We start from the raw sequence: 22,123 nt of genomic DNA, 5'->3' as shown, positions 1-22,123 counted from the left end.
TTTCATCTGACTCAAATCAGCTCGTATAATTTAGTACTGAGGTCGCGCGGTTGCCGCCAGGTCGATCATGCCGAGATTGACAAGGGTGCGGTGGAAGCGGCGTTTCCGCTCCGAGGAGGACGCGAAGTAGGCGTCGCCGCACTGTCCGAGAAGGCTCGCGCGGGTGGCAAAGATCTCGTCAAGCGGCAGGCCGGCCTGCTGCAGAGCGACGGTGCCGAGGAAGGCAATATCCAGGTCCGGGCCGCGTCCGGGGATCATCCGCTCGGAGCGGTCGTTCAGGGTTTCCATGGCATAGAAGGTGCGAAACTGGCGTCGCGGATCCACCGGGAGTTTGATTTTCGCCTCGATCCGCCGCGCCATGACGGGTTGATGATCGCCGTAGTGGACGATCAGCATCGGGCGTCCGGGAAAGCGGCTGGAAAGTTCGGACTTGAGCCTGTTCCAGGTCACCGCGGTCTCCACCAGCCGGGCGTAGTACTCGGCATAGCAGGCATCGGCGAGGCTTGCGGCCGCGAACGCCCGTTCGCTCTCAAAGCGCCCGGGCGCTGTCAGTCGCCGGTTGTGCGGGCCGTGATTGAAGTTGGTCAGCGCATACAGGAAACGAGGCGCTGAATCGCCGGCAATCCGTTTCATGTGAACGCCGAGGGCGGCTTCCAGAAACAATGCATCGGAATGCGTCGCCTCGAATCGGCCGACATCGAAAGGCGGATGAAAATCATCCGTGAAGATGCGTTCGCCGATGCCGATCGAACGGTAGAACTCATCGTAGTTGAGAAAGCTGCGGCGGCAGCTCGACGTCAGCATGGTTTTGTACCCAAGCGCCGTCAGCGTCTTTGGCAAGCTGTTGTGGAACCGGCCGGCGCCTCGCTTGAAAAGAAAATAGGCGCTCGAGCCGAAGCTGGCGCTGGAAAGGCCGGTGAGCAGGCTGAATTCGGATTGCCACGATCCGCCGCCAAAAATATCGACGTTGAGCGTGCCATGGCGGCTGTATTTCGGGGATAGGAATGCTTCGACGATGGGATCGACCGGGAGCCCGAACAGCCGCGGATCGAAAATCGATTCGTGCTGGATCACGATAATGTCGGGTGTGTCCGGGGTGCGCGCTGGCATGGCCGGCATCAGCGGCAACGGATCGTCGGCGATATCGCTGAGCGCGAGCCCGCCGAACTGCCGCCAGGACAGCGGGTCGAACAGGGAAGCCATGAAGGTCGAGAAGAAACACCGCGGCTGGGCCGCAATCCGCTGCAAAGAGACGGCCGCGCCGCCGGTCCTGTAGGCCGCAAACAAAGCGACGGAGGCAGCGCCGAATAGAATGATCTGGAGTTCCCGGGAAACCGGCGGCCCGGCGACGCAGAGCAGCGTCGCGACCGCGGCCAGAATGAGGGCAATGGCTCCGGCGAAAAAGGCCGCCATCGCGCGCGGATATTGCACGATGAAGAACGGCACTGTTCCCGCGAACGCCAGCGGCAAATCGGTGACGGTCAGTTTCAGCCCGCTATGCCTGTGCTTGACGTTTGAGGTTCCGAAGATCGCCGCGGCCAGGATCGACGACAGCAGCAACGCTCTTTCTAAATCGGTAACGAAAAGCAGCAGCACCGCGGCCATCAAGCACAGCGCGGCAATGGCCAGTTTCAGATGCTCAACGCTGCGCTCTGCCAGGCAAACGACGGCGATGGCTGACGCAATGATCAGGGTCAACATCATGTGGACAGGATGGCCAACCCGCGGATGAAATTCTACAACCAGACCATCAAGAAGTGCACGGCCCGGTAAGTCAACCGCGCAATATCCAATTTTGAGGCAGACTCGCCGGGGATTGAGGATGGTCGCCAGCGAAACCTTTGCCGAGTTCCTGCGCACTGTCGCCGTAATTCCGCGATGTGCCAATCGGCCACATGACCTATTCGATCAACTCGTCCGCACTTGCGAGGAGCGCGGCAGGAATATTAAGCTCGATTGCTCTTGCGGCCTTCAGGTTGATGGCAAACTGAAATCTCGTAGGCTGTAGATAAGGCAGATCACCGGGCTTCGTACCTCTGAGGATCAGGTCTACATAATGCGCTAACCCCGTCATTACTTCACGGAAGTCGCTCGTGTACGACATGAGCCCTCCATCGTTCACGTACTCTCGGAAAGGATAGATTGCAGGCAGACGATGGTCCTGAACAAGTTGAACTATCATAGGCCGGTGCGCCAAAATCTCGAAAGCCGTGCTTACAACTAGCCCCTCGATACCGTCGTCGATCATGGACGCAAGCGAAGCTCGATGGTCCTGATCCTTGAAGGGGCTCTCGACCATCGGCCCTACGACCGAGATGCCCATCGATTGCGATGTAGCCGTTAGGACAGGCTGCCAAATTTCCCACCCTTGCCGAGGCGCAAGAAATCCTGCCTTCTTTAATCCCGGTTTGAGGTCCCGCAGGAGCTGAAAATGCTTTCCGAGGAAAGCCGGGCCGGCCTCTGTTGTGACTCCAGTTATGTTCGCTCCGGGGCGCGATAAATTTTCCACGATTCCCATGCGAATAGGATCAGCACCGGCAAGCACAACGATGGGAAGTGTGGAGGTCGTGTGTTTGAAGGGCAACGCCATGCGACCCGTTGGCACGAACACAACGTCGGGCTTGTGGCCAATCACTTCGCGCGCGATTTCCTCGTAGCGGTCCGTTCTGCCCTCGGCCGTCCACCGTTTGACGAAAAGATTTTGGCCTTCAATGTAGCCGAGCCGCCGCAGCGCCCTAAAAAATGAAGGATAGAATTCGCCGTGAGTGGTTTCCTCGGTAAGATCAGCGACCGGAGCGCTTGGATGAACAATCGCGATGCGATACATTTTCGCCGGTTGTTGCGACCGTGCTGCAAGTGGCCATGCTGCCGCGACGCTTGCGAGCCCTATGAAGTCGCGTCGTCTCATGCCAGTCCCCAGCCGCCTGAGACTGCACCGTATCAGGCTGGACGACCATTTTGATAGAGGCAGAAACCACGTCGAGCGCGATTTAGGCGGAAGCGGCGGATGTCTGTTTCGGGATCATTCGCGACCGCACCGTCAACGTCATTCCTGGTATCGGCGCTCCCTGCGCTTCGCGAAAACTTGCGTCGCCTGAAATTTGTTGAAACGATTCAACGTGATTTGCCCTGTCCAGCCCGTTGAGCTTCAATCCGCCTTCGGACCAGTCTCCAGGAACGTGTTGGTTCCTTGCCTATCGCGACGGTGCTACAATGGGATATGGCAGATGGTCAGGTCGTACTGGTGACGACTGAACGGTTGGAAGGCGGTTCGCCCCTCCGATCGGTCTACTTTGTTGCCGAGCAGGATCCGGAGACGGCCAAGGCAATTATCGGTGCAATGATGGCTCCGAATGAGAAGGTCGAAGCGTGGGGCCGGCTTCCGGAGGCCGCGGTTAAAGCGCTCGGCTTGAAGCGTGGCGACTTCACGCACGGCTGACCCGGCATCGAGCGCCATGCGCCTGAAAACGAATTTGTTGAAACGATTCAACGTGATTTGCCCTGACCAAGCAGGAACTGGTAGCGAAGCTTGAATCCGCAGGCCATTCGCAAATCCGGGATGTCAAATCCACCGCCGAAGGTACAGCCGTCAGGGCGACGAAAAACGGCAAGGAAGTGTTCCTTGTCGTCGACAGCAGCGGCCAAATCCAAGAGCGGCGCTAGCGAAATCATCTGGACTGTTGCGATCGTTCACCGAACATCCGTAACGGAAAGCCAAACGTCAACCCCGCACGTACTTCGTTGACCGGATGGCCGTTCGTGAGCGCATGACGCAGTCCAACATCGAAACTGAGATTATCCCGGACTCGCCAAATGAAACCGACCAAAGCGGACATCGTCTCGGATTGGCCAAACTCTTTCTCGTAGAAAAACTCCGCAACCGGTCGAACCGACCATTGTGATGGTCCCTCGATGATGCCGCCAAGAAACAGATCAGCATGATGGTCGCGGGTGAGGGCTGTTTGTGCGTTCAAGTGGATCGTTCCCCAGTCCCAGCGCTGCGAGACGATCCCCGCCACGCTTGCGCCGACGCCCGAACTCCCGGTGCTGTCCGGTAGCAACACGCCGAATTCAGTCGCGATACCGGGGCCGGCCTTGTCCTGCAGGCTGCCCGGCTGCAGGACATGCTTGAGGAACGCTCCTGCTGCCGTCAGGCTGGTCGGACCTGAAGGTGACAGCGGAGTTTGGCCCTGGCCCTCGAATACGGCTTCCCATCCCTCGCTCAAACCGTAGTTGATGACCGTTGCAGGAGCGATCAGGGTGGTGGTTCCGCTCTCTCGCAGGCGCCCGGCTGGTTGAAGCTCAATCTCCAGCTCTTCCGGCGCTGCCACCGCAGCGTCGGTTCCGTCGAATGGGCGATAAGCCCGCGCACAGCCGGACCATACCGTGAAGCACAAGGTGATCGCTGATCCCGACAGGAGCCATTTCGGGAATCTCGGTTTCGAACTCTGACGTCTCGTGCGCATGCGCTGGTCCTCCGTGCCGCGGCTACGGATTCAAGGCATTGGTCGGAATATCCAAATTGCTGGCGGTTCTCCGGAATTCGCCCGGACAGCAACGAGCAGGCGATCCATCTCGGGTACAAAGAGCGAAGTTCGTGCGCCGGAAACCGTGGGGATGCGCGCGATCCGCTGGTACGTCGCGTCCTTGGGTTCCAAAACATCAAGGAAGCCGGCCCCGCAACTGACGTAAACGCGCGCGCGTTTGGCATCGATGAACAGGTCGTCCGCGTCGCCGCAGGCTCCGATGGTCGCGATCGGCTTGCCGCCCATCATGGAGAATACGCCGAGTTCGGCAGGAGAGCGAAAGATCACGACGACATGGCGACGGACGGGATACAGGGCCATCGGAAAATTCGCACTCCGATTGGCCAGCGGCCACTTTCCGGTTTGCTTTTGCGAGACGTGGTCCACGACCGCGATGCCGCGGTCATCCGGAAGGTTGACGAAGAACGGAAAAGGTCGGCAAATGGACCGTCGAGAAGGAATTACCCGACCCTGTGAGCGTGGATGTCCAACCTTCGGGCGTGTCGCCGATCGAGGTGTTCTCGAAACTAACTGCGAGGTTTGTCATGTCATTCATCTCCATCAGGAAAATCGTGGCTGCGATGACGGCCCAGCGGGCGTGCCGATAACGCATTGTCTAGGCTCCCTTGAGGTCCAGAACCCCCTTGTGCGAAGGGGAGAACACGTAAAGCCGGTCCGGCTCGATCAGTGCCGTCGTCGTTACGCCGCGAGCGGTAGCGATCTGCCCACGAGTGCCGGTACGCGGATCAATGGACTGGATCAGTCCGGGTTCGCCAATGGCCACATGGACCAATCCGCTCCTGGGGTTGAAGAAGGTCGCATCCGGCACGCCGGCGAGCGGCCACTGGCGCCGCATCTCCCCGGACCGGGAATCAACCTCGACAAGCGCCCCGCCGTCGCATGCCACGTAGAGGAGTCCGGATGCGTGGTCGATGTCCATCCCATGGGCGCCGCCGGAAGGAAGTGGCCAGTGCTGCACAGCGGTCAGTTCGGGCAGATTGGCAACCAGCACCATGGAAGGATCGCGGATCGCAAGAAATACGCGTTCCGCTTTGGCGTCGATGACGCACCAGCGGGGTCGTCCGGGGAGGGCAATGGACCATCGCCGTTCTCCTTCCAGTCCGAGCACCTGGAGCTGAGGTTTGTGGACATCGTTTCCGATGCACGCGGCGACCGCGGCGTGTAACGGCGACACGATCGCGACGCCATTCGGCCGAGGTGCGGTATGAAGAACGATCCGCGTTTCCAGCGTGCGTGCATCGATCCAGGCCAAGCTGGCGCTGCCGCGGTTCGTGACCAGTACACATTCTTCGCCTGCGACCACGCCCGCCGCTTCCGGAAAGCCGGAGAGCGTCGCGACGTGCAAGCCGGTGTCAACGTCCACCACCTCAAGGCAGTCCCGAGCCGTATGCGCGATGAAGACACGGCGCGTCTTCGCTTCAAACGCGCCATGGTCAAAAGCCGAACCGAAGGAATTAGGGATCTCGATAGTGCCTGCGGCTATTAGCGACATGTCGATATCCTATAACGTCACAGTGAAACGCGAATTGGCGAGCACGGCGTCATTCAAAAAGCTTCACCGGCCCTTTGATCGCTTTCCATGCGTAATGCCCGCCTTTCATGTAGCGAGCGTCAAACCCCGCCTTGCGCAGCGTTGAAGCCGCTTCGCATCCGACGTGGAAGCCGTAGACACAGAATGTGACGACGGGTTCGGTCTTTGAAAGGGTACCAATCCAGTCGTCCAGGCGTTCCGGATCACGCCAGACGGCTCCCTCCATGATGTCTTGCGCTTTCGCGGTGTAGTGCCTCGGACGGGTATCGATGATTTGGACCGGCGTTCCCGACTTCAGCATCTCCCGGACTTCTTCGACGGAAATCGCAGGGACGTCGGCAAACTGCTTTTGTTCAAGGGGACGGGGTGGCGCGACCATGATGGCATCTTCATATCGCAGCTTTACAGCGGACCAATCGATGTTGCGCATGAATGCGGCAATGTAAGCGCTGGCGTTCGCGCCGAATTCCAGGTGGTACGCATGCTCGTACATATCGAGGGCAAGTATTGGGACACCACCGGCGATGCTCTGATCATGGTCCGACGCGATCTGGTTGATGAGCCGCCCATCTCGCGGAACATATGTGAGCAACACCCAGCCTGAACCGCCGGCCAGACTATTCGCAATCCCGACAAACTCCTGACGCCAGCGATCGACCGAACCGAAGTCCTTCGCGATGGCGTTCGCGAGGGCATCCGGCAGAACACGCCCGTCGCCACCGAGGCTTGCAAAATACAACTCGTGTAAAAGTGTTGAATTGAGCGCCACAATCTCGTCGCGCTTCAGGCGGGCAAGCGATTGATCGGAAGTAGTGCTGAAATCGAGCTGCTCAATTTCCTCCGAGATGGCGTTCAAGCGATTCAAGGCTGCGCCATAGTTGTTTTCATAATGGCTTTCGATGAGACGCGGAGAGATTCCATTCAGCGTCCAAGGACGACAGTAAAGCGGTGCCAGTTGGTAGCGCATCTTAGTTCTCCTTCAATTGCGGGGACTCGACTTTAAGGCTTTCAAACCAGGTCATGCCGTCGGCTTGGGTCCACAAGCGCGATGCTGCCGGATCACGCGCAGCCGAGAACAGGCAGAGCGGCCGGTATGGATGAGCGCGCGCGATCACGGTTTTGCCTTTCCGATGGGAGGCTTTGCCGGTTGGGGGAGTTGTTCGACAACTGCGACCCCCATTGCGCTTAGTGCAATGAGGAAACCCCGGCTGACTTCTTCCTCGTTCCGGTAATAGACCGCGGCCGAAGGTTCATCAGAGTCTTGGCAAGGTTCGACTTGTCCGGAACGGCTTTGCCGCTCAACGGCGGCGAGTTCGGCTGCCTTCGCCAACGCCGCGGACGGCAGATCAATGTCTGCGGAAGCCCACTGGGAAGCAGACCGGAAACGAAATTCGCTGGGAGGAGTTGGAGGCTTGCTCTTGTCCATGTGCACATACCTCGACAAGTCGAGCGTTGCACAGTCTTGGACCGGAGCCTCAAGGGGAGACCGCATTTCCCCTGCGCACGTCATAATTCAGCGAAGCGAGCGATGCAATAAAATCTTTACAACCACTGGCCGGTGCCACCGAGGAATCCATTTGTCTTGCTATGGCCAATGGTGGCGAAGATTATTCCTCACATAGGGATGTGCGGCGGCGCGATTTTTCTGAACCAATTCAACGTGATTTGCCCTGTCCAGCCCCTCCAGCAAAAATATTCCTCTTCCCATCTCCCCCCAAATCAGCGGCATAACTCCCGCCGTCCCGTCCCAATAGAGGGGCGTTGGCCATCGTCACGAACGTGGGGCGGGATGCGATGGACGCGGCAGTGTCGGGCGCGTGGTGGTGGTCGCAGGGCGGGCTTCGGTCCGTGAGCGAACACAGCGCGCAGACGACCGGCGCCAATGCCCGGTTGAGCCTTTAGGCGAAGCCGGGAGGCTGCGTACGGCAAAACCGTGTGGTTCTGGCACCCGTTGCTGGTGTCAAGCTGGCGGAGGATCAGTCGACCCGACCGGGTTTTGGCAATCCTTCAATCCGTCAGCGACGGTGACAAGACGAATTCGTCGCCGGGGAGAGCACGGCATAAGCCGTAAAACCATTGCGCAGGGAATGCCGGAATGCTCCGACTGTACCTGTATGCTCGTGTGCGTGTCTTGTGCACATATTGCACGCGAGACCGCGGGTGCAGCAAGCACCCGGCGTTCCCTGCGCCCTCTTCTTGATGGGCGAAACGATTTTGCAAAGCCCGGGCGAAACGCGCCGCGGGGAGGCGGAGGTGTGTTTGAAAATCGAATCCGTTGCAATGCGACGGCTCGCGCAACGCTGCCTAGATCGGCTCGTAGTTCTCCGACGTACACGTGTCGTCGGCATCGACGTGCTGGCGATCGGCGATCACGCCTTCGGTGATGGTGATGCGGTAGGTCTGCATGCCCAGCGGCTTGCCCATCACCGAGGTCAGCTCGGCCCTGACGCAGGCCGTCCAGCCCCGCCCGCGCGGATCGTGGATCGGCGCCGAGACCTGCACGCGGGTTGGATGCGACGCTGCCGTAAACACCGCATCCAGTTTTTCGCTGATCAGCCGCTTGACGTCCGGGGGCGCCTCGAGCGGCGGCGGTTCGGGCGCCTTGACGCGCATGAACTCCGGCACCACCGGCGAGCGGCTGTCGGCAAAGCCGCAGCCTGCCAGCGCAAGCGCTGCGATCGTCGTCACCGCGATGTGAAGTCTGCCCCGTCCCATGGCCCGAATTTATGCTGCGCCGGCCGAAATTGCGCCCCCACCGATGGTTAATTCACGCAGGTTAATCGGGTTTGCCGATCAACAAATGCTGAAAATGGCCGCGAGACCGGCTATCCTGTGACGCTTGTGTTGCAGAGTGTTTCCGGGACGGGACGGCGGAGAGAGGCGATGAAGACGTTCACAGTTGCGGCGGTCATGCTGGCGTTGCTTGCGGTGCCCGCGCACGCCCAGGCCCGGCGGCCGCAAGGCGGCGACGACAAGAAGGTCGATCAGAAGAAGCTGCAGGAAAAGCAGCAGGCGGACGACAAGGCCTACAGGGCGGCGCTGGAAAGAATTCCCGACTCCAAGGAAAAGTACGACCCGTGGAGCATCACCAAGCCCGCGGAACCTGTCAAAAAACCCAAGTGAAGCCCAAGTAAAACCAACGTGAAGCCGAGGCGATGGCCTGAATTCGCCGGCCGTGGGACCGAATATCCGGCCTGCGGCGATGCGTTGTTCCGGCTGGCTTGAACCTCCGCACGGATGTCGAGACCTATCTGTAGCCGGCATTGATGGGAGGCTACCCCATGTCACGCCCCGCGCTGCTCACCGCGATCGTGCTGTCCGCGATCCTCAGTCATGCCAATCCCGCGTCCGCCGAAAATCGCCTGGCGCTGGTGATCGGCCAATCGGCCTACCGTTCGGTGCCAGCGCTGCCCAATCCGGCCAACGACGCCAGGGCGGTCACGCAATTGCTGACTGATTCCGGTTTCGAGGTCTCATCCGCATCCGACCTTTCGCAGAACGAGATGCGCGACAAGGTCTCGGAATTCGCCGGCAAGGTGGCGGCCAAGGGGGCCGATACGGTCGCGCTGGTATTTTATGCCGGCCACGGCCTGCAGATCGACGGCGAAAACTTTCTGGTGCCTGTCGACGTCGACCCCAAGCGCGAAGCGGACATTCCGATCCAGGCCGTGCGCCTCAACGACATCCTCAACACGCTGACGTCGGTGCCGACCAGGATGCGCATCGTGCTGCTGGATTCCTGCCGCAACAATCCGTTCCCCGAGTTGAAGGCCGCGGGCCACGGGCTTGCGATCGTCGACGCCAAGGTCGGCGTTCCCGGCACCTTCCTGTCGTTCTCGACCTCGCCGGGGGCCGAAGCCGAGGATGGCAACGGCGTCGACAGCCCCTACACCACGGCGCTGCTTGCCGCCGCCAAGGAGCCGGGGCCGATCGAGGAAACCTTCAAGCGCGTTCGCCTGTCGGTCAACAAGGCGACCGAAGGCCGGCAGACGCCTTGGGACAGTTCGTCGCTGACCGAAGATTTCAGATTCTCCGGGCCTGCGGTCGCCGGTCCGAAGCTCGCCGCCACGCCCAAGCGGACGGTCGAGCAATGGCGCGGCGATTTGACGGGCAAGCCGGTCGAGGTCGCCAATGAATTGATCGTGGCCGACGGCACCGACGAGGCCTATGAGGCCTTCGTCGGCCTGTATCCGCAAACGCCGTTCGGGCTGCAGGCGCGCGACTGGCTCGATCGCCACCGCCGCATGGTGGCGTGGAAGAACGCCGTTCTCATCAACACCGCGGCGGGCTATCGCGCCTTCCTCGCGCAATATCCCGACAGCGATCTCACGGCGACAGCGCGCAAGCTGGAAGAGCGGTTGCGCAACCGGCCGGACGTCGCAGCCGTGGTCGCGGCTCCCGTCAGCGTTCCCGCCACCAATGTCGCGCTGGCCGCACCCACCTGTCCGTGCACCACGCCGCCACAGCCTCTGAAGAAGGTCGACCTGCCGGCGAAGAAGCGCACCGATCCCGATACGCCCAAGCGTGCGAGCTCGACGCCGTCGCGCCGCGTCATCGACGAGGATGTCGTGGTCGTGCGTCGCCCGCCGCCGCCGCGCGACGTCTACGAGCCGTCAGGACCGCCGATTGGCATCGGGATCGGGATCGGCATTGGCGGCGGTGGATTTGGCGGCCGCTCCGGCGGCGAGGGGATGAGCCGGAGGGGTGGATACTAAGACGGTAATGGCGTAATCCATTGGCGCAAGATGCGACTGGCTTTGCAATGATCGCATCATCACCGGAATGCCATGCGACATTTGCTTCGCCTGTCTGCCGTCCTGTTGCTGTGCGTGTCGCCGGCGCTGGCCTGGGAACATTGGGGCGGCGATCGCGGCGGCATGCGGTTCTCGCCGCTCACCCAGATCACGCCGGCCAATGTCGGCGACCTCGTCCGCGCCTGGGAGTTTCGCACCGGCGATCTCGATAGCCGCGCGCCCGAGGTGATGAAGCGCACCAAGTTTCAGGCAACGCCGTTGTTCGTCGAGGACAGCCTGATCTTCTGTTCGCCCTTCAACGAAGTCATCGCGCTCGATCCCGGCAGCGGCGCGCAGAAATGGCGGTACGATCCGAAGATCGCGACCAGCCAGCGCCCGGCCAACCGTTACAACTGCCGCGGCGTAACCTATTGGGTCGATGACAAGGCCGCGGCAACCGCCGCCTGCCGCGCCCGGATCTTCATGGGCACCAACGACGTCCGCGTCATCGCGCTCGACGCCAGGACCGGCATTCCCTGCGCCGATTTCGGCAGCAATGGCGAGATCAAGCCCGATATCGGCATGAAGCTGGAATGGCCGGGCGAATTCCAGATCACCTCGGCGCCGGTGGTCAGCCGCGGTGTCGTCGTGGTCGGCTCGTCGATCGCGGACAACCGCCGCGTCAATGCGCCGCTTGGAACGGTGCGCGCCTTCGATGCACGGACGGGGCAGCCGCGCTGGACATTCGATCCGTTGTTCCATGACGGCATCGAGGCCGGCCACACCAATGTCTGGGCGCCGATGTCGGCGGATGAAGAACGCGGCCTGGTATTCCTGCCGACATCCTCGCCGAGCACCGATTTCTGGGGCGGCAGGCGGCCCGGCAATAATGCGCGTGCCAACTCCGTGGTCGCGCTGCGCGCCGAGACCGGCGAACTGGTGTGGTCGTTCCAGACCGTGCATCACGACGTCTGGGATTACGACCTGCCGGCGCAGCCGACGCTGGCGCGCATCGACACGGGCGAGGGCATGCGCGACGTCGTGATCCAGCCGACCAAGCAGGGTTTTGTGTTCGTGCTCGACCGCGATACCGGCAAACCAATATGGCCGGTCGAGGAGCGCGCCGTTCCGCAAGGCGGCGCAGAAGGCGAAAAATTGTCGCCGACGCAACCGTTCCCGACGCACGTGCCGCCGCTGATGTCGCAACGCATCTCCGTCGATGATGCGTTCAACCCGTTTCCCAGCTTTGGCCGCTCGACCTGCGAGGAATTATTCGCCGGCGCGCGCAACGAGGGCCTCTACACGCCGCCATCGACGCAAGGCACGCTCATTTTTCCGATGACCGGCGGCGGCGTCAACTGGGGCAGCGCGGCGTTCGATCCCGTCAACCAGATCCTCTATGCCAATACCAGCCACGCCGTGCATGTGGTGAAACTGATTCCGCGCACGCAAGCCACCGGCTTCAATCCGCCGCCCGGCCACGATTTCGGCCAGCAGCAGGGCACGCCGTTTGCGATGACGCGCGCGGTGGCGATGTCGCCTAATGGGATGGTCCGGCCGTGCTCCTGCCCCGCCAGCATGCGAAGCCGGCAAGGGGCGCCAAAGACAAGGAGCACGCCATGTCCCAGACACTCAATAGCGCGATGGCCGTGATTGGCATCGATATCGGCAAGAACTCGTTCCACGTCGTGGGCCACGATGCGCGCGGCGCCATCGTGCTGCGGCAAAAGTGGTCGCGTGGCCAAGTGGAGGCGCGGCTCGCCAATATACCGCCTTGCCTGATCGGCATGGAAGCCTGCGTCGGCGCCCATCACCTGAGCCGCAAACTCGCATCGCTGGGTCACGATGCCAGATTGATGCCGGCCAAATATGTACGCCCCTATAGCAAGGGACAGAAGAACGACTTCAATGATGCCGAAGCGATTGCCGAAGCCGTGCAGCGCCCGACGATGAAGTTCGTGGCGACCAAGACCGCGGAGCAACTGGATCTGCAGGCGCTGCATCGGGTGCGCGAGCGACTGGTGTCGCAACGCACCGGCATCATCAACCAGATTCGCGCCTTCATGTTGGAACGCGGGATCGCCGTGCGCCAAGGTATCGGCTTCCTGCGCACGGAACTGCCCACCATCCTTGCGACGCGCACCGATGCCCTGTCGCCACGCATGTTGCGTGTCATCGAGGAGTTGGCAGGCGACTGGCGCCGACTGAATCAGCGTATCGATGGCCTCTCCGGCGAGATCGAAGCCCTGGCCCGTCAAGATCAGGCATGTTCGCGCCTGATGACGGTGCCCGGCATCGGGCCGATCATTTCGAGCGCCATGGTGGCCGCGATCGGCACTGGAGACGTATTCTCCAAAGGCCGCGACTTCGGCGCCTGGCTCGGACTGGTGCCCAAGCAGATCTCAACGGGAGACCGCACGATCCTCGGCAAAATCTCGAGGCGCGGCAATCGCTACCTGCGCGTTCTGTTTGTGCAGGCGGCATGGGTTGTGCTGGTCAGGATAAAGGACTGGGAACGTTACGGGCTCAAATCCTGGATCGAAGCCGCCAAGAGGCGGTTGCACCACAACGTGCTCGCGATTGCGCTCGCCAACAAACTTGCCCGCATCGCCTGGGCGGTGCTGGCGAAAGGACGCGCCTTCGAGCTGACGAGGACCGACGATGCAGACGTCCGACCCGCTTGATCCTCGCGCCGTGCTCGGCGCGGTCAAGGCGCAGCCTGGCAACGCCGGAGCCAGCCGCAAGCCAAGCGCGACGGCCGGCCTTGACCGCCCCTGCGCGCGACGCGATCGACGTTCTGCGGGCCGGGACGAAGGAACGGCCCTCGGCTCGAACAAAGGAACTGCGCGATATGAGGAGCAAGCGATGACGTAACCCTATCAACAGTTTCCAGCCGAGGTCTGCGAGAGGATGAGACGAGATGGAGGATCGGTCTTCCCGGCGCATGCGAACACTGGTGACCCAAATGGCCCAATCGAGGCCTGTCGCCTAATGAGAACGCACGCGCGCTGATATCCATGATGGTCCGGAGCAAAACAGCTCCAACTAGAGACCGGATACATTGATGCAAGACCGCTTACCACCAGATCGACGAAACCTCTTGCAACGCACGGCCGGACCATACATTGGGTCTGTTGTGCAACAAGCCGCCCTGGGGCGAGATGGTCGCGGTCGACCTGAAGGCCGGAAAGATCCTCTGGCATTCCTCGGTCGGCACCTCCGAAGATCAGGCGCCGCTCGGCATCGCCTTCAACTGGGGGACGCCGCTGGTCAACGGCGTCGCGATCACTGCGGGTGGCCTCGTCTTCACCGGCGCAATGGATGCTTACTTGCGCGCCTTCGATGCCAAATCCGGCCAGGAGCTGTGGCAGGGCAGGCTGCCGGTCCCCGGCGTCGCCAATCCCATGACCTATCTCTGGAAGGGCGAGCAATATGTCGCGATCGGTGCCGGCGGTCATTCCGAGGAAGGCACCACGATCGGCGACAGCGTGGTGGCGTTTCGCCTGCCGCGGCCGGGTGAGGCGCCCTCGCTGTGGTCGCGGAGCATCGACCGGCCGGGTGGACGGTTTGCGAGCAAGGCGGCAGCGTTTGCGCTTGTGGTGATGTTGCTGGTGGTCGCGGTGTGGCGCTGGCGCCGCTCGCGTCGCGCAAAGGCAGCCATCTAGTCGAACGCGACGCCGACCTTTGTGTCCTTGCTCCAGACCCGATGGCAGCGGCGCAGGAAGTGATCGGTCTTGATGACAAGGGTGAAAGACGGCGGCAGTCCCATCGGGCTCGCTGTCTCAATCCGCGCACCGCTCGAGGAGATGTTGCGGACCATGCAGTCGACGCCGCCGCCACTGCCGAAAGCCAGCGTTCCCTGTTTGAGCACGCGGTGTCTGGTTGCTATCCGTCTTTCGATCATCGCCGTGATCCCGTCTGCCGGTTGTCGTTCATTAAAATTAGCAGCGCGAAATTACCGATAATTGAATCCAGTCTCGAACCTGGTTGCACTCCGCTTCAGATTTCGTTTACCACAATGGCCGGGGGCCACGCTGGTGTGGCTTTCCAAACGCCTGTTCGTATTGCGGCGTGATGCGTTTTCTTCACGCGAACCGCTACGCACCCTGGATCAAGTCCGGGGCAGGCTTTCGCCGGAAAACGTTAAGGCAGCATCGCGAACGCGCTCGAGACCATCGCCACCGGCTTGTTGTCGGTGGCGCCTGACAGCGTGACGCGGCCGAAGCTCATGGTGCGCCCGAGCCGGACCACGCGCGCCTCGGCCAGCACGTCGGAGGCGGTGACCGCGCGCATGAAATGCGTGGTCTGGTCCACCGTCGTCATCGGACGGTAGCCCTTGTTGGCGGCGAGGTTGGCCAGCACCATCGCGGTATCGGCAAACGCCATCAGCGCCTGGCCGCAGACGATGCCGCCATTGCGGCACAGGCGTTCCGAAAACGGCATCCGCAGGATCGCGCCCGGCTGCCAGTCGGCCGCGCCACCCGGCGGCGGGGTGAAGTCGAAACCCTCGATCGACAAATCCAGGTCCCGCACCCACGGTGCAAACACCTCGCCCAGCACGCGCCTCGCCTCGTCAATGCCGAACTCCGCGGCCGGTTGTTGCTGCATGAATGCTGGTTCCTCGCCTGAATGATTGTCCCGGGCATTCTACGGTGCATTCGGCCGAAAGGAACAGTGGGCCGGTTCGGCTTGAAAATGCCCGACTTGAAGGCCTATGATCCGGCCTCAGGGGAGCGGATGGTTCATGTTACGCCGGTTGGTATTGCTTTTCAGCGTGATCGCCATGGGTCTCGTGCTCAATGGCTGCACCAAATGCGGTCCGATCTGGGACGACTGGGTGCAATCGCCGAAATCCTGTAAATCGGATCACCTTTGAGCCACTCCCGGTCGCGCTTGGCGGCGCGGTTTGGGGGGTGATATACGGCTTTGGCTTTTACGCGTTTTCTTGGCGCGAACCGGTTTCCACTTCGCCTGAAAACGCTACGGAGAGAACGCGAGGAGAGCGGCCCATGAGAATTCTGAGCGCGGCTGCCGTGGTGGTGTTGCTGACGGCGCCTGCCTATGCCCAGATAGCGACCCCCAACATCAACCTGATCCCCGAACTCACCTCCAAAACGCCGGAGGAGAAGGAACAGGATGCGATCAAGGAAAAGGCCTACAAGGAATCGCTGAAGAAGATTCCCGACGCCAAGGTCTCTTCCGATCCGTGGGGCAGCGTGCGTACCGACACGCCGAAGGCGGCCCCGGCCCCGGCCAAGCCGAAGACCAAGACCGGCAGCAGCGCGCAACGCAGCCAATAGAACGCGACCCGCGGGGACTCGGATTCATTCGCCGCCGCCCTATATCAAGCCGGTCGTCATGTGGTTCGGAGTTGCGACATGGTGTTGCGTCCGCGCGATCTCGCCAGCCGGATGGCCAGCCGGCGCAGGCCGGACGATGGCTATCTGCGCGAGACCTTTACGCTGCCGCGCGACGCGGCGCGCACCAGGGCGCGTGACTTCCTCAATCGGTATCCCAAGGCAGCCTATATGAGCGCGGTCGAAAGCTGGCGCGAACTGCCCGGCGGCGAGATCGAATTCACGATGCGGCGGCTGGCCAGCGCCGATTAGCTTCGGTGGGACCGTCCTGGCTGCGGGTGCCTAATCCAGCGTTTCCGAGACCAGCCGAATTCGGAAAACCGGCTTCCTGAACTCATCCAGAAGCTCCAAAAGCTGTTATGGCCGTCGCAAAGCCATGCAATCATTGACAAATTCCGGAAAATCGCCGCCGCGCTCCGATCCGCAGAACTACCGGCTTATTCGTCTCGCGCGGCCTTCTTCAGCTCGCGGTCGATCCGCAGCTGAACGCGGCGGATGGCAAGCAAATTGAGTCTGGCTTCGGTCTTGCCCGATACCACCTTGTCGCCGATCTGGAACTGCCATTTCCAGACGCCCGGCGCGACCGGCGTCAGGATGTACTCGACGCCCTTGTAGTTCATGGGACATCCCCGGCCCGATTGAGGGTAATCCCAAATCAAAACCAAAGGTTGTAGCTTATATTTGCAACTCAGAGAATATTGGACGCCGCGCCTGTAAATGTGGGTGAGGCTCCCGCCGGCCGGCTTCGACGGCCGCCGGATCCTGGATGCGTGTCGCGTCCAGGATGCGCGTCGGCCCGGTGCGCCCGTGCCTTGCTTCCGTCGGGGCCGAACCGACGAGATCGCCTGTCCGGAACCGCCACATCCGCCTGGAAGGAATTGCCGTTCTTCCCGAGTGTATTGTCTACGCCTTGGTAATTCATGGGGGAGTCGCCCACACGTCGCCTGCACCATCGGAGTGGAACGCAAAAATTCCATTCGTTCAATACTGCACGCCATCGTGCACGTTGGAAACTCAACCGGTCGGGCACAGGACATCGTTCCCCGCGCGGGAACCGGGCTTGCTCAGGGCGTCAGATCCAACTCGGCCAGCCGATTCAGATCGCCGAACTGCTTGGCCGGATCCGCCGCAACATCCAGTTCCGCCAGCGATTGCAGCAGCCGCCGGTAGGCGCGATCGGCAATCGTCGATGGCAACGGCGCTTCGTCAAACTCCGCGATATAGCTGCCGACAATGCCGTTCAGCAACCGGCACATCGCCCGCTGGTCCGGATGGTCGGCGGCAAGTTTCGAAAGTTTGAGCTGGAGGGTTTTGAAGGTCGCAAGACCGGGATGCTGGCCCGAGAGCCAAGAATACAATTCGTTCATGAAGCGCTCCTTCTTGAAATCGGGAAGAAGCTGCGAACTTGTACAGCTCCGCGCCGTGTAGGAGAAGTGGCGTTCTTGCAGGGGCGTGCGGCGAATTTTGAATGCGTGCGTGCGAAGAATTCAAGGAATCGTCATCAAGCGATCGTCATCAAGTGATCTCGCCCAGGCTGTCGGCGTCTCTCTCGATTTCGTGCTGGCATGCCCTGCATGTGAAGGTCTGCCGTTCAAAGTCGTAACCTCGAACCGGGTGCGGCGTGCGCCTCGTCAAGCGCATTCGGTTTTTGCATTTCGGGCAGACAGGGTTATCGGTCGCGCCAAAGCGGGTTGGCATGGCGATTCCTTTGGTTGGGAAGGAATCAACTCGCCATCTCAAATAGCGTTCCGATGGAGCTACAACTATTTCGCGAATCAATTCGCTGCGCTCGGACCAATCGAAGCGGCCAGCTGCGGCGGTCTCACTTTTCGCGGAGCACCGGCATCCGGCGGCTGTTCCGTGTTACGGTCAGCGTGGGATGGGGAGCATTCCATGCCGATGTGGTTGATCTTTCAACTGGTCTCAAATAGCCGCGATGCCGGCTGCCTATCACATGGCGCTCGACCGTGGCAGATCGACCAGGGCCTGGCTCTGGACGGCGTTGATCTTTGGGCCCATGGCGCTCCTCGCGCTCCTCATTCTGGGCAAGCGCAACAACCGAGCAGTGTGGACAGTGCCCTGAATTTGGCATGACAGGGCAATGAGACGATGGCTACGATTCTGATCAAAATCGCTATACTGGCTGGCCTGCTGATACTTACCTTTGGCGTTTTCCCGGATCGGCGAAGGGGCGGAATCCTTGCCATTGCGACGTGCGTCGTCGCTGCCGTTGTCCTTCATTTCGTGGCCCCCTGAAAAAATCAAATCAGGCCATTGAGGATCGAAACCGGCCTGCACGGGATTTCTCGGGTCCAATATGACGCCTGACAGGAAACCATTTCTCCGAACGGCTGCAGCCATGATGATCGCTTGGGCCATCGAGGCATGCATCATTTTCCTGCTTTTTTAGCCAACGCCAAAAGCAAATCAGGACACGGTTAGCCAAAGGCCAGGATACCGAAGGTCAAATACGGATTGCATCGGCCTCTGGGTGCCGGCCATGAGAGAGGCCGCCAACTGAGGCGGCCCAAGTGCGCAACCTAAATCGTGTTGACGCCACGGGCTTCAAGGCGCCCGCAGTTTAGACATTCGAAAGTATACAGGTCGCGGGTTGGCGTCGCGGACTCGATCCCAAATAGTCGCATTTCGGCGCCGCATTCCGGACACAGCATAAGTGGGGCGATTGGTATTTCCGGCGGGGAGGGCTGAGACATGCCAAACAATAGGCGCCCGCGACAATCGAATTGCGAATCAATCCTCGTTTCAAAACCCCTCGGCGGTACTGGCCGAAATAGGCCACTCGCAGATGCGCCTTACTTTCAGACGGCGCGGCGGTCTTGTTCACGTTTGAGCGCGTTGTATCGGTCGATTTGGCCGGCCAGTCTCGTCCAGCTAGGAGCCTGTCCGAATAGTGGCTGTTCAATTCTGAGCGAGTCTGATTCAACCTTGGGCGATGAGCAAGTATTTTCGCCCCTGGAATATCGATCAGACGCTGCTTCTGCCGCCGAATGTGCAGGACTTCGTGCCGAAAGGCCATGTCTCGCGGTTTATCGTTGAACTGGTGCGGGAGAGCCTCGATCTCAAGGAGATCACGGGCAGCTATGTGAGCGGGCTCGGGCAGCCGCCGTTCGACCCGCGCATGATGGTGGCGCTTGTGCTGCACGGCTATGCGAGTGGGCTGTATTCATCGCGGCGGATCGCGAAGGCCTGCCGCGAACGGAATGATTTTGTAATGATTGTCGCGCTCGATCCGCCGGATTTTCGCACGATCAGCGACTTCCGCAAGCGGCATTTGAAGGCGCTCGGCGCACTGTTCCTGCAGGTTCTGAAGTTGTGCGAGACGGCAGGGCTGGTCAAACTCGGCCATGTCGCGCTTGATGGCACGAAGATCAAAGCGAACGCGTCGAAACATAAAGCGATGAGTTATGAGCGCATGAAGAAACGCGAGGCGGAATTGAAAGCCGAGGTCGCTCGCATGCTGGCGGCCGCTGAGGCGGCGGATGCTCAGGAGGACGAGACTTTCGGCAAAGACAAACGCGGCGACGAGCTGCCGGATTGGGCTGGCGACAAGGAGAAGCGGCTGGCGAAGATCCAGCAGGCGATGGCGGCGCTGGAGGCCGACGCCAGGCTGGCCGCGGAGGAAGAGCGTCGCATCGAGGCCGAAAAGGAACAGCAGCGCCAAGCCGAAGGCCGCAAGAAGCCGGGCAAACCGGCGGCGCCGGCATCGGACCAGCCTGATCCCAAGTCGCAACGCAACTTCACCGATCCGGAAAGCCGCATCATGAAGTCGAAGGATGGCTTCGTTCAGGCCTATAATGCACAGGCCGCCGTCGACGCAGGCGCCCAGATCATTGTCGCGCACGAACTGACGCAGTGCGGCAACGATCAGGGCCAGCTGGTGCCCCTGATCGAGGCCATCGAGAACAATCTCGGCCGCACGCCGGAGCAGGCCTCAGCGGACTCCGGCTACTGCAGCGAATCCAATCTCGAAGCGCTCGAAGCACATCGCGTTGACGGCTATGTCGCGCCTGGACGCGCCAAGCACCCGACAGCCGCGAACGGAAAAATCGGCGGACCGCTGACCCAACGGATGCGAAAGAAGATCGACGATGGCGGCTTCGAAACGCCCTACCGATTGAGAAAGCAAGTGGTCGAACCGGTGTTCGGACAGATCAAACAGGCGCGCGGCTTCCGCCAGTTCCTGTTGCGGGGTGTCGAAAAAGTGCGTGCCGAGTGGGCCATGATCTGCACCGCCCACAACCTCCTGAAGCTGTTCACCCTCGCAAAGGCTGCCTGAGCCGGCTAACATGCCAATAAATGCCCGTCGCAGCACCTATCTGGACGGACTCCTAGAGGAGAGATTTTTCAGAATCTCGGCTTCAGCTTCACTTTGCGCTAATTTCACCAAGCGACGACATTCGGCCGACTGATCTTGGCAATGCCGCGGGCTATCCATGGAATGACTCCTCAGCCAATTCCCGGAGAGGGTTGATCCGTGGCCTTGGCCCCCCGGAACAGCATGGTTCTCAGACTAGAAGACCAAGCTGACGCCGACCTTACAGACCCAAATTAGGCCACTGCATTTTTCAAATTACGAGGCCGGAAACAGGCCAGCGCCCCCTCAGCCGAAAGAACATATTGCGAACGGAGAACAAACATGGTACAAGGTTCCCATCAGCCGCCGATTCCAAAGACTTCGTCGCCCATTTGTCCCGCTAGCGAATCCCCGCCATAAGGAGCACGTCCTATGTCTGCTACTGCCCTGCGTATCGTCGAAGGATCCTCCATGGATAAGACCAAGGCCCTGTCTGCCGCGCTCTCCCAGATCGAGCGTCAGTTCGGCAAGGGCTCGGTGATGAAGCTGGGCAAGAACGACCGCTCGATGGACATCGAGACCATTTCCTCGGGCTCGCTCGGGCTGGACATCGCGCTTGGCGTCGGCGGCTTGCCGAGGGGGCGGGTGGTTGAAATCTACGGGCCGGAATCCTCGGGCAAAACCACGCTGGCGCTGCACACGGTGGCCGAAGGCCAGAAGAAGGGTGGCATCTGCGCCTTCATCGACGCCGAACACGCGCTCGATCCGGTCTATGCCCGCAAGCTTGGCGTCAACATCGACGAGCTGCTGATTTCGCAGCCCGACACCGGTGAGCAGGCGCTGGAAATTTGCGACACGCTGGTGCGCTCCGGCGCGGTCGACGTGCTGGTGATCGACTCGGTTGCGGCGCTGGTGCCGAAGGCCGAACTCGAAGGCGAGATGGGCGATGCGCTGCCCGGCCTGCAGGCGCGGCTGATGAGCCAGGCATTGCGCAAGCTCACCGCCTCGATCAACAAATCCAACACCATGGTGATCTTCATCAACCAGATTCGGATGAAGATCGGCGTGATGTACGGCTCGCCGGAAACCACCACCGGCGGCAACGCGCTGAAATTTTACGCCTCCGTCCGCCTCGACATCCGCCGCATCGGCGCCATCAAGGAACGCGACGAAGTGGTCGGCAACCAGACCCGCGTCAAGGTGGTGAAGAACAAGCTGGCGCCGCCGTTCAAGCAGGTCGAATTCGACATCATGTATGGCGAAGGCGTCTCCAAGATGGGCGAAATCCTCGACCTCGGCGTCAAGGCCGGCATCGTCGAAAAGTCCGGCGCCTGGTTCTCCTATGACAGCCAGCGCCTCGGCCAGGGCCGCGAGAATTCGAAAGCATTCCTCAAGGCCAATCCCGACATGACCGCGAAGATCGAAGCGGCGATCCGGCAAAACTCCGGCCTGATCGCCGAGCAGATTCTGGCAGGCTCGCCCGAGCGCGATGCCGATGGCGAAGAGCCGGAGGATGCCGCGGAGGCGTGAGTTTTTCCGAGACCTGGTCCGCGTGATCTGAGTTTCGACATAGCGGGCGCTGAGGACGTTGAGTTGCCGACGTTCCCGGCGCCCGTTTTGTTTTGTGCGTGTGAGTGAGC

At 61.1% G+C, this 22,123-nt stretch carries 23 protein-coding genes and 2 pseudogenes; 11 read left to right on the top strand and 14 right to left on the bottom strand.

The window, feature by feature from the left end; translation table 11 throughout:
• Positions 1-30: 30 nt before the first annotated feature.
• A complete protein-coding gene (locus NL528_RS30455; protein WP_309178064.1) occupies positions 31-1,704 on the bottom strand; it encodes a sulfatase-like hydrolase/transferase in 1,674 nt (557 codons plus the stop codon).
• A gap of 196 nt (positions 1,705-1,900) precedes the next feature.
• Positions 1,901-2,908: an ABC transporter substrate-binding protein gene (locus NL528_RS30450; RefSeq protein ID WP_309178063.1), complete on the bottom strand. Its 1,008-nt coding sequence runs from the start codon at positions 2,906-2,908 to the stop codon at positions 1,901-1,903.
• Positions 2,909-3,190: 282 nt separating this feature from the next.
• On the opposite strand from NL528_RS30450, the gene NL528_RS30445 reads away from it, so the two are divergent.
• The gene (locus NL528_RS30445) at positions 3,191-3,439 is read left to right on the top strand and encodes a hypothetical protein (protein WP_309178062.1); all 249 of its coding nucleotides are present in this window, start codon (positions 3,191-3,193) and stop codon (positions 3,437-3,439) included.
• 47 nt (positions 3,440-3,486) lie between these two features.
• Here the strand turns inward: NL528_RS30445 and NL528_RS30440 are convergent, their stop codons facing one another.
• From NL528_RS30440 to NL528_RS30410, 7 genes are all read right to left on the bottom strand, one after another.
• Positions 3,487-3,672 carry a hypothetical protein gene (locus NL528_RS30440; RefSeq protein WP_309178061.1) on the bottom strand — a complete coding sequence of 62 codons (186 nt, stop codon included), beginning with the start codon at positions 3,670-3,672 and terminating at the stop codon, positions 3,487-3,489.
• The gene (locus NL528_RS30435) at positions 3,669-4,331 is read right to left on the bottom strand and encodes a hypothetical protein (protein ID WP_309178060.1); all 663 of its coding nucleotides are present in this window, start codon (positions 4,329-4,331) and stop codon (positions 3,669-3,671) included. Before NL528_RS30435 ends, NL528_RS30440 begins: the two co-directional genes overlap by 4 nt.
• A 165-nt stretch (positions 4,332-4,496) precedes the next feature.
• Positions 4,497-4,847: a hypothetical protein gene (locus NL528_RS30430; RefSeq protein WP_309178059.1), complete on the bottom strand. Its 351-nt coding sequence runs from the start codon at positions 4,845-4,847 to the stop codon at positions 4,497-4,499.
• 82 nt (positions 4,848-4,929) lie between these two features.
• Entirely contained in the window at positions 4,930-5,139 is a 210-nt protein-coding gene (locus NL528_RS30425) for a hypothetical protein (protein WP_309178058.1), read from the bottom strand.
• A 3-nt stretch (positions 5,140-5,142) separates the two neighbouring features.
• Positions 5,143-6,039 carry a hypothetical protein gene (locus NL528_RS30420; RefSeq protein ID WP_309178057.1) on the bottom strand — a complete coding sequence of 299 codons (897 nt, stop codon included), beginning with the start codon at positions 6,037-6,039 and terminating at the stop codon, positions 5,143-5,145.
• A 49-nt stretch (positions 6,040-6,088) separates the two neighbouring features.
• Positions 6,089-7,045, bottom strand: a complete 957-nt coding sequence (locus NL528_RS30415) for a Fe-Mn family superoxide dismutase (protein ID WP_309178056.1) — start codon at positions 7,043-7,045, stop codon at positions 6,089-6,091.
• Between the two features lie 1,337 nt (positions 7,046-8,382).
• On the bottom strand, positions 8,383-8,793 hold the full coding sequence (locus NL528_RS30410; protein ID WP_309178055.1) for a hypothetical protein: 411 nt from the start codon (positions 8,791-8,793) through the stop codon (positions 8,383-8,385).
• Positions 8,794-8,961: 168 nt separating this feature from the next.
• On the opposite strand from NL528_RS30410, the gene NL528_RS30405 reads away from it, so the two are divergent.
• From NL528_RS30405 to NL528_RS30385, 5 genes and pseudogenes are all read left to right on the top strand, one after another.
• Positions 8,962-9,201 carry a hypothetical protein gene (locus tag NL528_RS30405; RefSeq protein ID WP_309178054.1) on the top strand — a complete coding sequence of 80 codons (240 nt, stop codon included), beginning with the start codon at positions 8,962-8,964 and terminating at the stop codon, positions 9,199-9,201.
• Between the two features lie 158 nt (positions 9,202-9,359).
• Positions 9,360-10,793 carry a caspase family protein gene (locus NL528_RS30400; protein ID WP_309178053.1) on the top strand — a complete coding sequence of 478 codons (1,434 nt, stop codon included), beginning with the start codon at positions 9,360-9,362 and terminating at the stop codon, positions 10,791-10,793.
• A 72-nt stretch (positions 10,794-10,865) separates the two neighbouring features.
• A pseudogene (locus NL528_RS30395) lies at positions 10,866-12,383 on the top strand (PQQ-binding-like beta-propeller repeat protein); the annotation flags it as partial.
• Positions 12,384-12,430: 47 nt separating this feature from the next.
• Positions 12,431-13,495 (top strand): IS110 family transposase, encoded by a 1,065-nt coding sequence (locus NL528_RS30390; RefSeq protein WP_309178052.1) that lies wholly within the window; start codon positions 12,431-12,433, stop codon positions 13,493-13,495.
• A 441-nt stretch (positions 13,496-13,936) separates the two neighbouring features.
• Positions 13,937-14,476, top strand: a pseudogene (locus NL528_RS30385) (PQQ-binding-like beta-propeller repeat protein); the annotation flags it as partial.
• Here NL528_RS30385 and NL528_RS30380 read toward each other — a convergent pair.
• Together NL528_RS30380 and NL528_RS30375 are read right to left on the bottom strand one after the other, a co-directional pair.
• Positions 14,473-14,715: a PilZ domain-containing protein gene (locus tag NL528_RS30380; RefSeq protein WP_375143904.1), complete on the bottom strand. Its 243-nt coding sequence runs from the start codon at positions 14,713-14,715 to the stop codon at positions 14,473-14,475. The pseudogene NL528_RS30385 and the gene NL528_RS30380 overlap by 4 nt on opposite strands.
• Before the next feature lie 239 nt (positions 14,716-14,954).
• A complete protein-coding gene (locus tag NL528_RS30375) occupies positions 14,955-15,419 on the bottom strand; it encodes a PaaI family thioesterase (protein WP_309178051.1) in 465 nt (154 codons plus the stop codon).
• Positions 15,420-15,555: 136 nt separating this feature from the next.
• Here NL528_RS30375 and NL528_RS30370 point away from each other — a divergent pair, with 136 nt between their 5' ends.
• The 3 genes from NL528_RS30370 (at position 15,556) to NL528_RS30360 (ending at position 16,420) form a co-directional block, all read left to right on the top strand.
• On the top strand, positions 15,556-15,687 hold the full coding sequence (locus NL528_RS30370) for a peptidylprolyl isomerase (protein ID WP_309178050.1): 132 nt from the start codon (positions 15,556-15,558) through the stop codon (positions 15,685-15,687).
• Positions 15,688-15,820: 133 nt separating this feature from the next.
• Positions 15,821-16,111 carry a hypothetical protein gene (locus NL528_RS30365; RefSeq protein ID WP_309178049.1) on the top strand — a complete coding sequence of 97 codons (291 nt, stop codon included), beginning with the start codon at positions 15,821-15,823 and terminating at the stop codon, positions 16,109-16,111.
• Between the two features lie 78 nt (positions 16,112-16,189).
• On the top strand, positions 16,190-16,420 hold the full coding sequence (locus tag NL528_RS30360) for a hypothetical protein (RefSeq protein WP_074274961.1): 231 nt from the start codon (positions 16,190-16,192) through the stop codon (positions 16,418-16,420).
• A 185-nt stretch (positions 16,421-16,605) separates the two neighbouring features.
• Here NL528_RS30360 and NL528_RS30355 read toward each other — a convergent pair whose 3' ends face one another.
• The 3 genes from NL528_RS30355 to NL528_RS30345 form a co-directional block, all read right to left on the bottom strand.
• Positions 16,606-16,788, bottom strand: a complete 183-nt coding sequence (locus NL528_RS30355; RefSeq protein ID WP_309178048.1) for a hypothetical protein — start codon at positions 16,786-16,788, stop codon at positions 16,606-16,608.
• A gap of 444 nt (positions 16,789-17,232) precedes the next feature.
• Positions 17,233-17,535 carry a hypothetical protein gene (locus NL528_RS30350; RefSeq protein ID WP_309178047.1) on the bottom strand — a complete coding sequence of 101 codons (303 nt, stop codon included), beginning with the start codon at positions 17,533-17,535 and terminating at the stop codon, positions 17,233-17,235.
• Positions 17,536-18,118: 583 nt separating this feature from the next.
• A complete protein-coding gene (locus NL528_RS30345) occupies positions 18,119-18,547 on the bottom strand; it encodes a hypothetical protein (RefSeq protein WP_309178046.1) in 429 nt (142 codons plus the stop codon).
• Between the two features lie 574 nt (positions 18,548-19,121).
• Here NL528_RS30345 and NL528_RS30340 point away from each other — a divergent pair.
• Both NL528_RS30340 and recA read left to right on the top strand, forming a co-directional pair.
• On the top strand, positions 19,122-20,465 hold the full coding sequence (locus NL528_RS30340; RefSeq protein ID WP_074272158.1) for an IS1182 family transposase: 1,344 nt from the start codon (positions 19,122-19,124) through the stop codon (positions 20,463-20,465).
• A gap of 450 nt (positions 20,466-20,915) precedes the next feature.
• Positions 20,916-22,013 carry a recombinase RecA gene (recA, locus tag NL528_RS30335; protein ID WP_309178045.1) on the top strand — a complete coding sequence of 366 codons (1,098 nt, stop codon included), beginning with the start codon at positions 20,916-20,918 and terminating at the stop codon, positions 22,011-22,013.
• Positions 22,014-22,123 lie beyond the last annotated feature (110 nt).

It is taken from the genome of Bradyrhizobium sp. Ash2021, from assembly GCF_031202265.1.
Lineage (GTDB): Bacteria > Pseudomonadota > Alphaproteobacteria > Rhizobiales > Xanthobacteraceae > Bradyrhizobium.
Note: the sequence above shows the minus strand (reverse complement) of the source record. Positions and strands in the feature narration are given on the sequence as shown.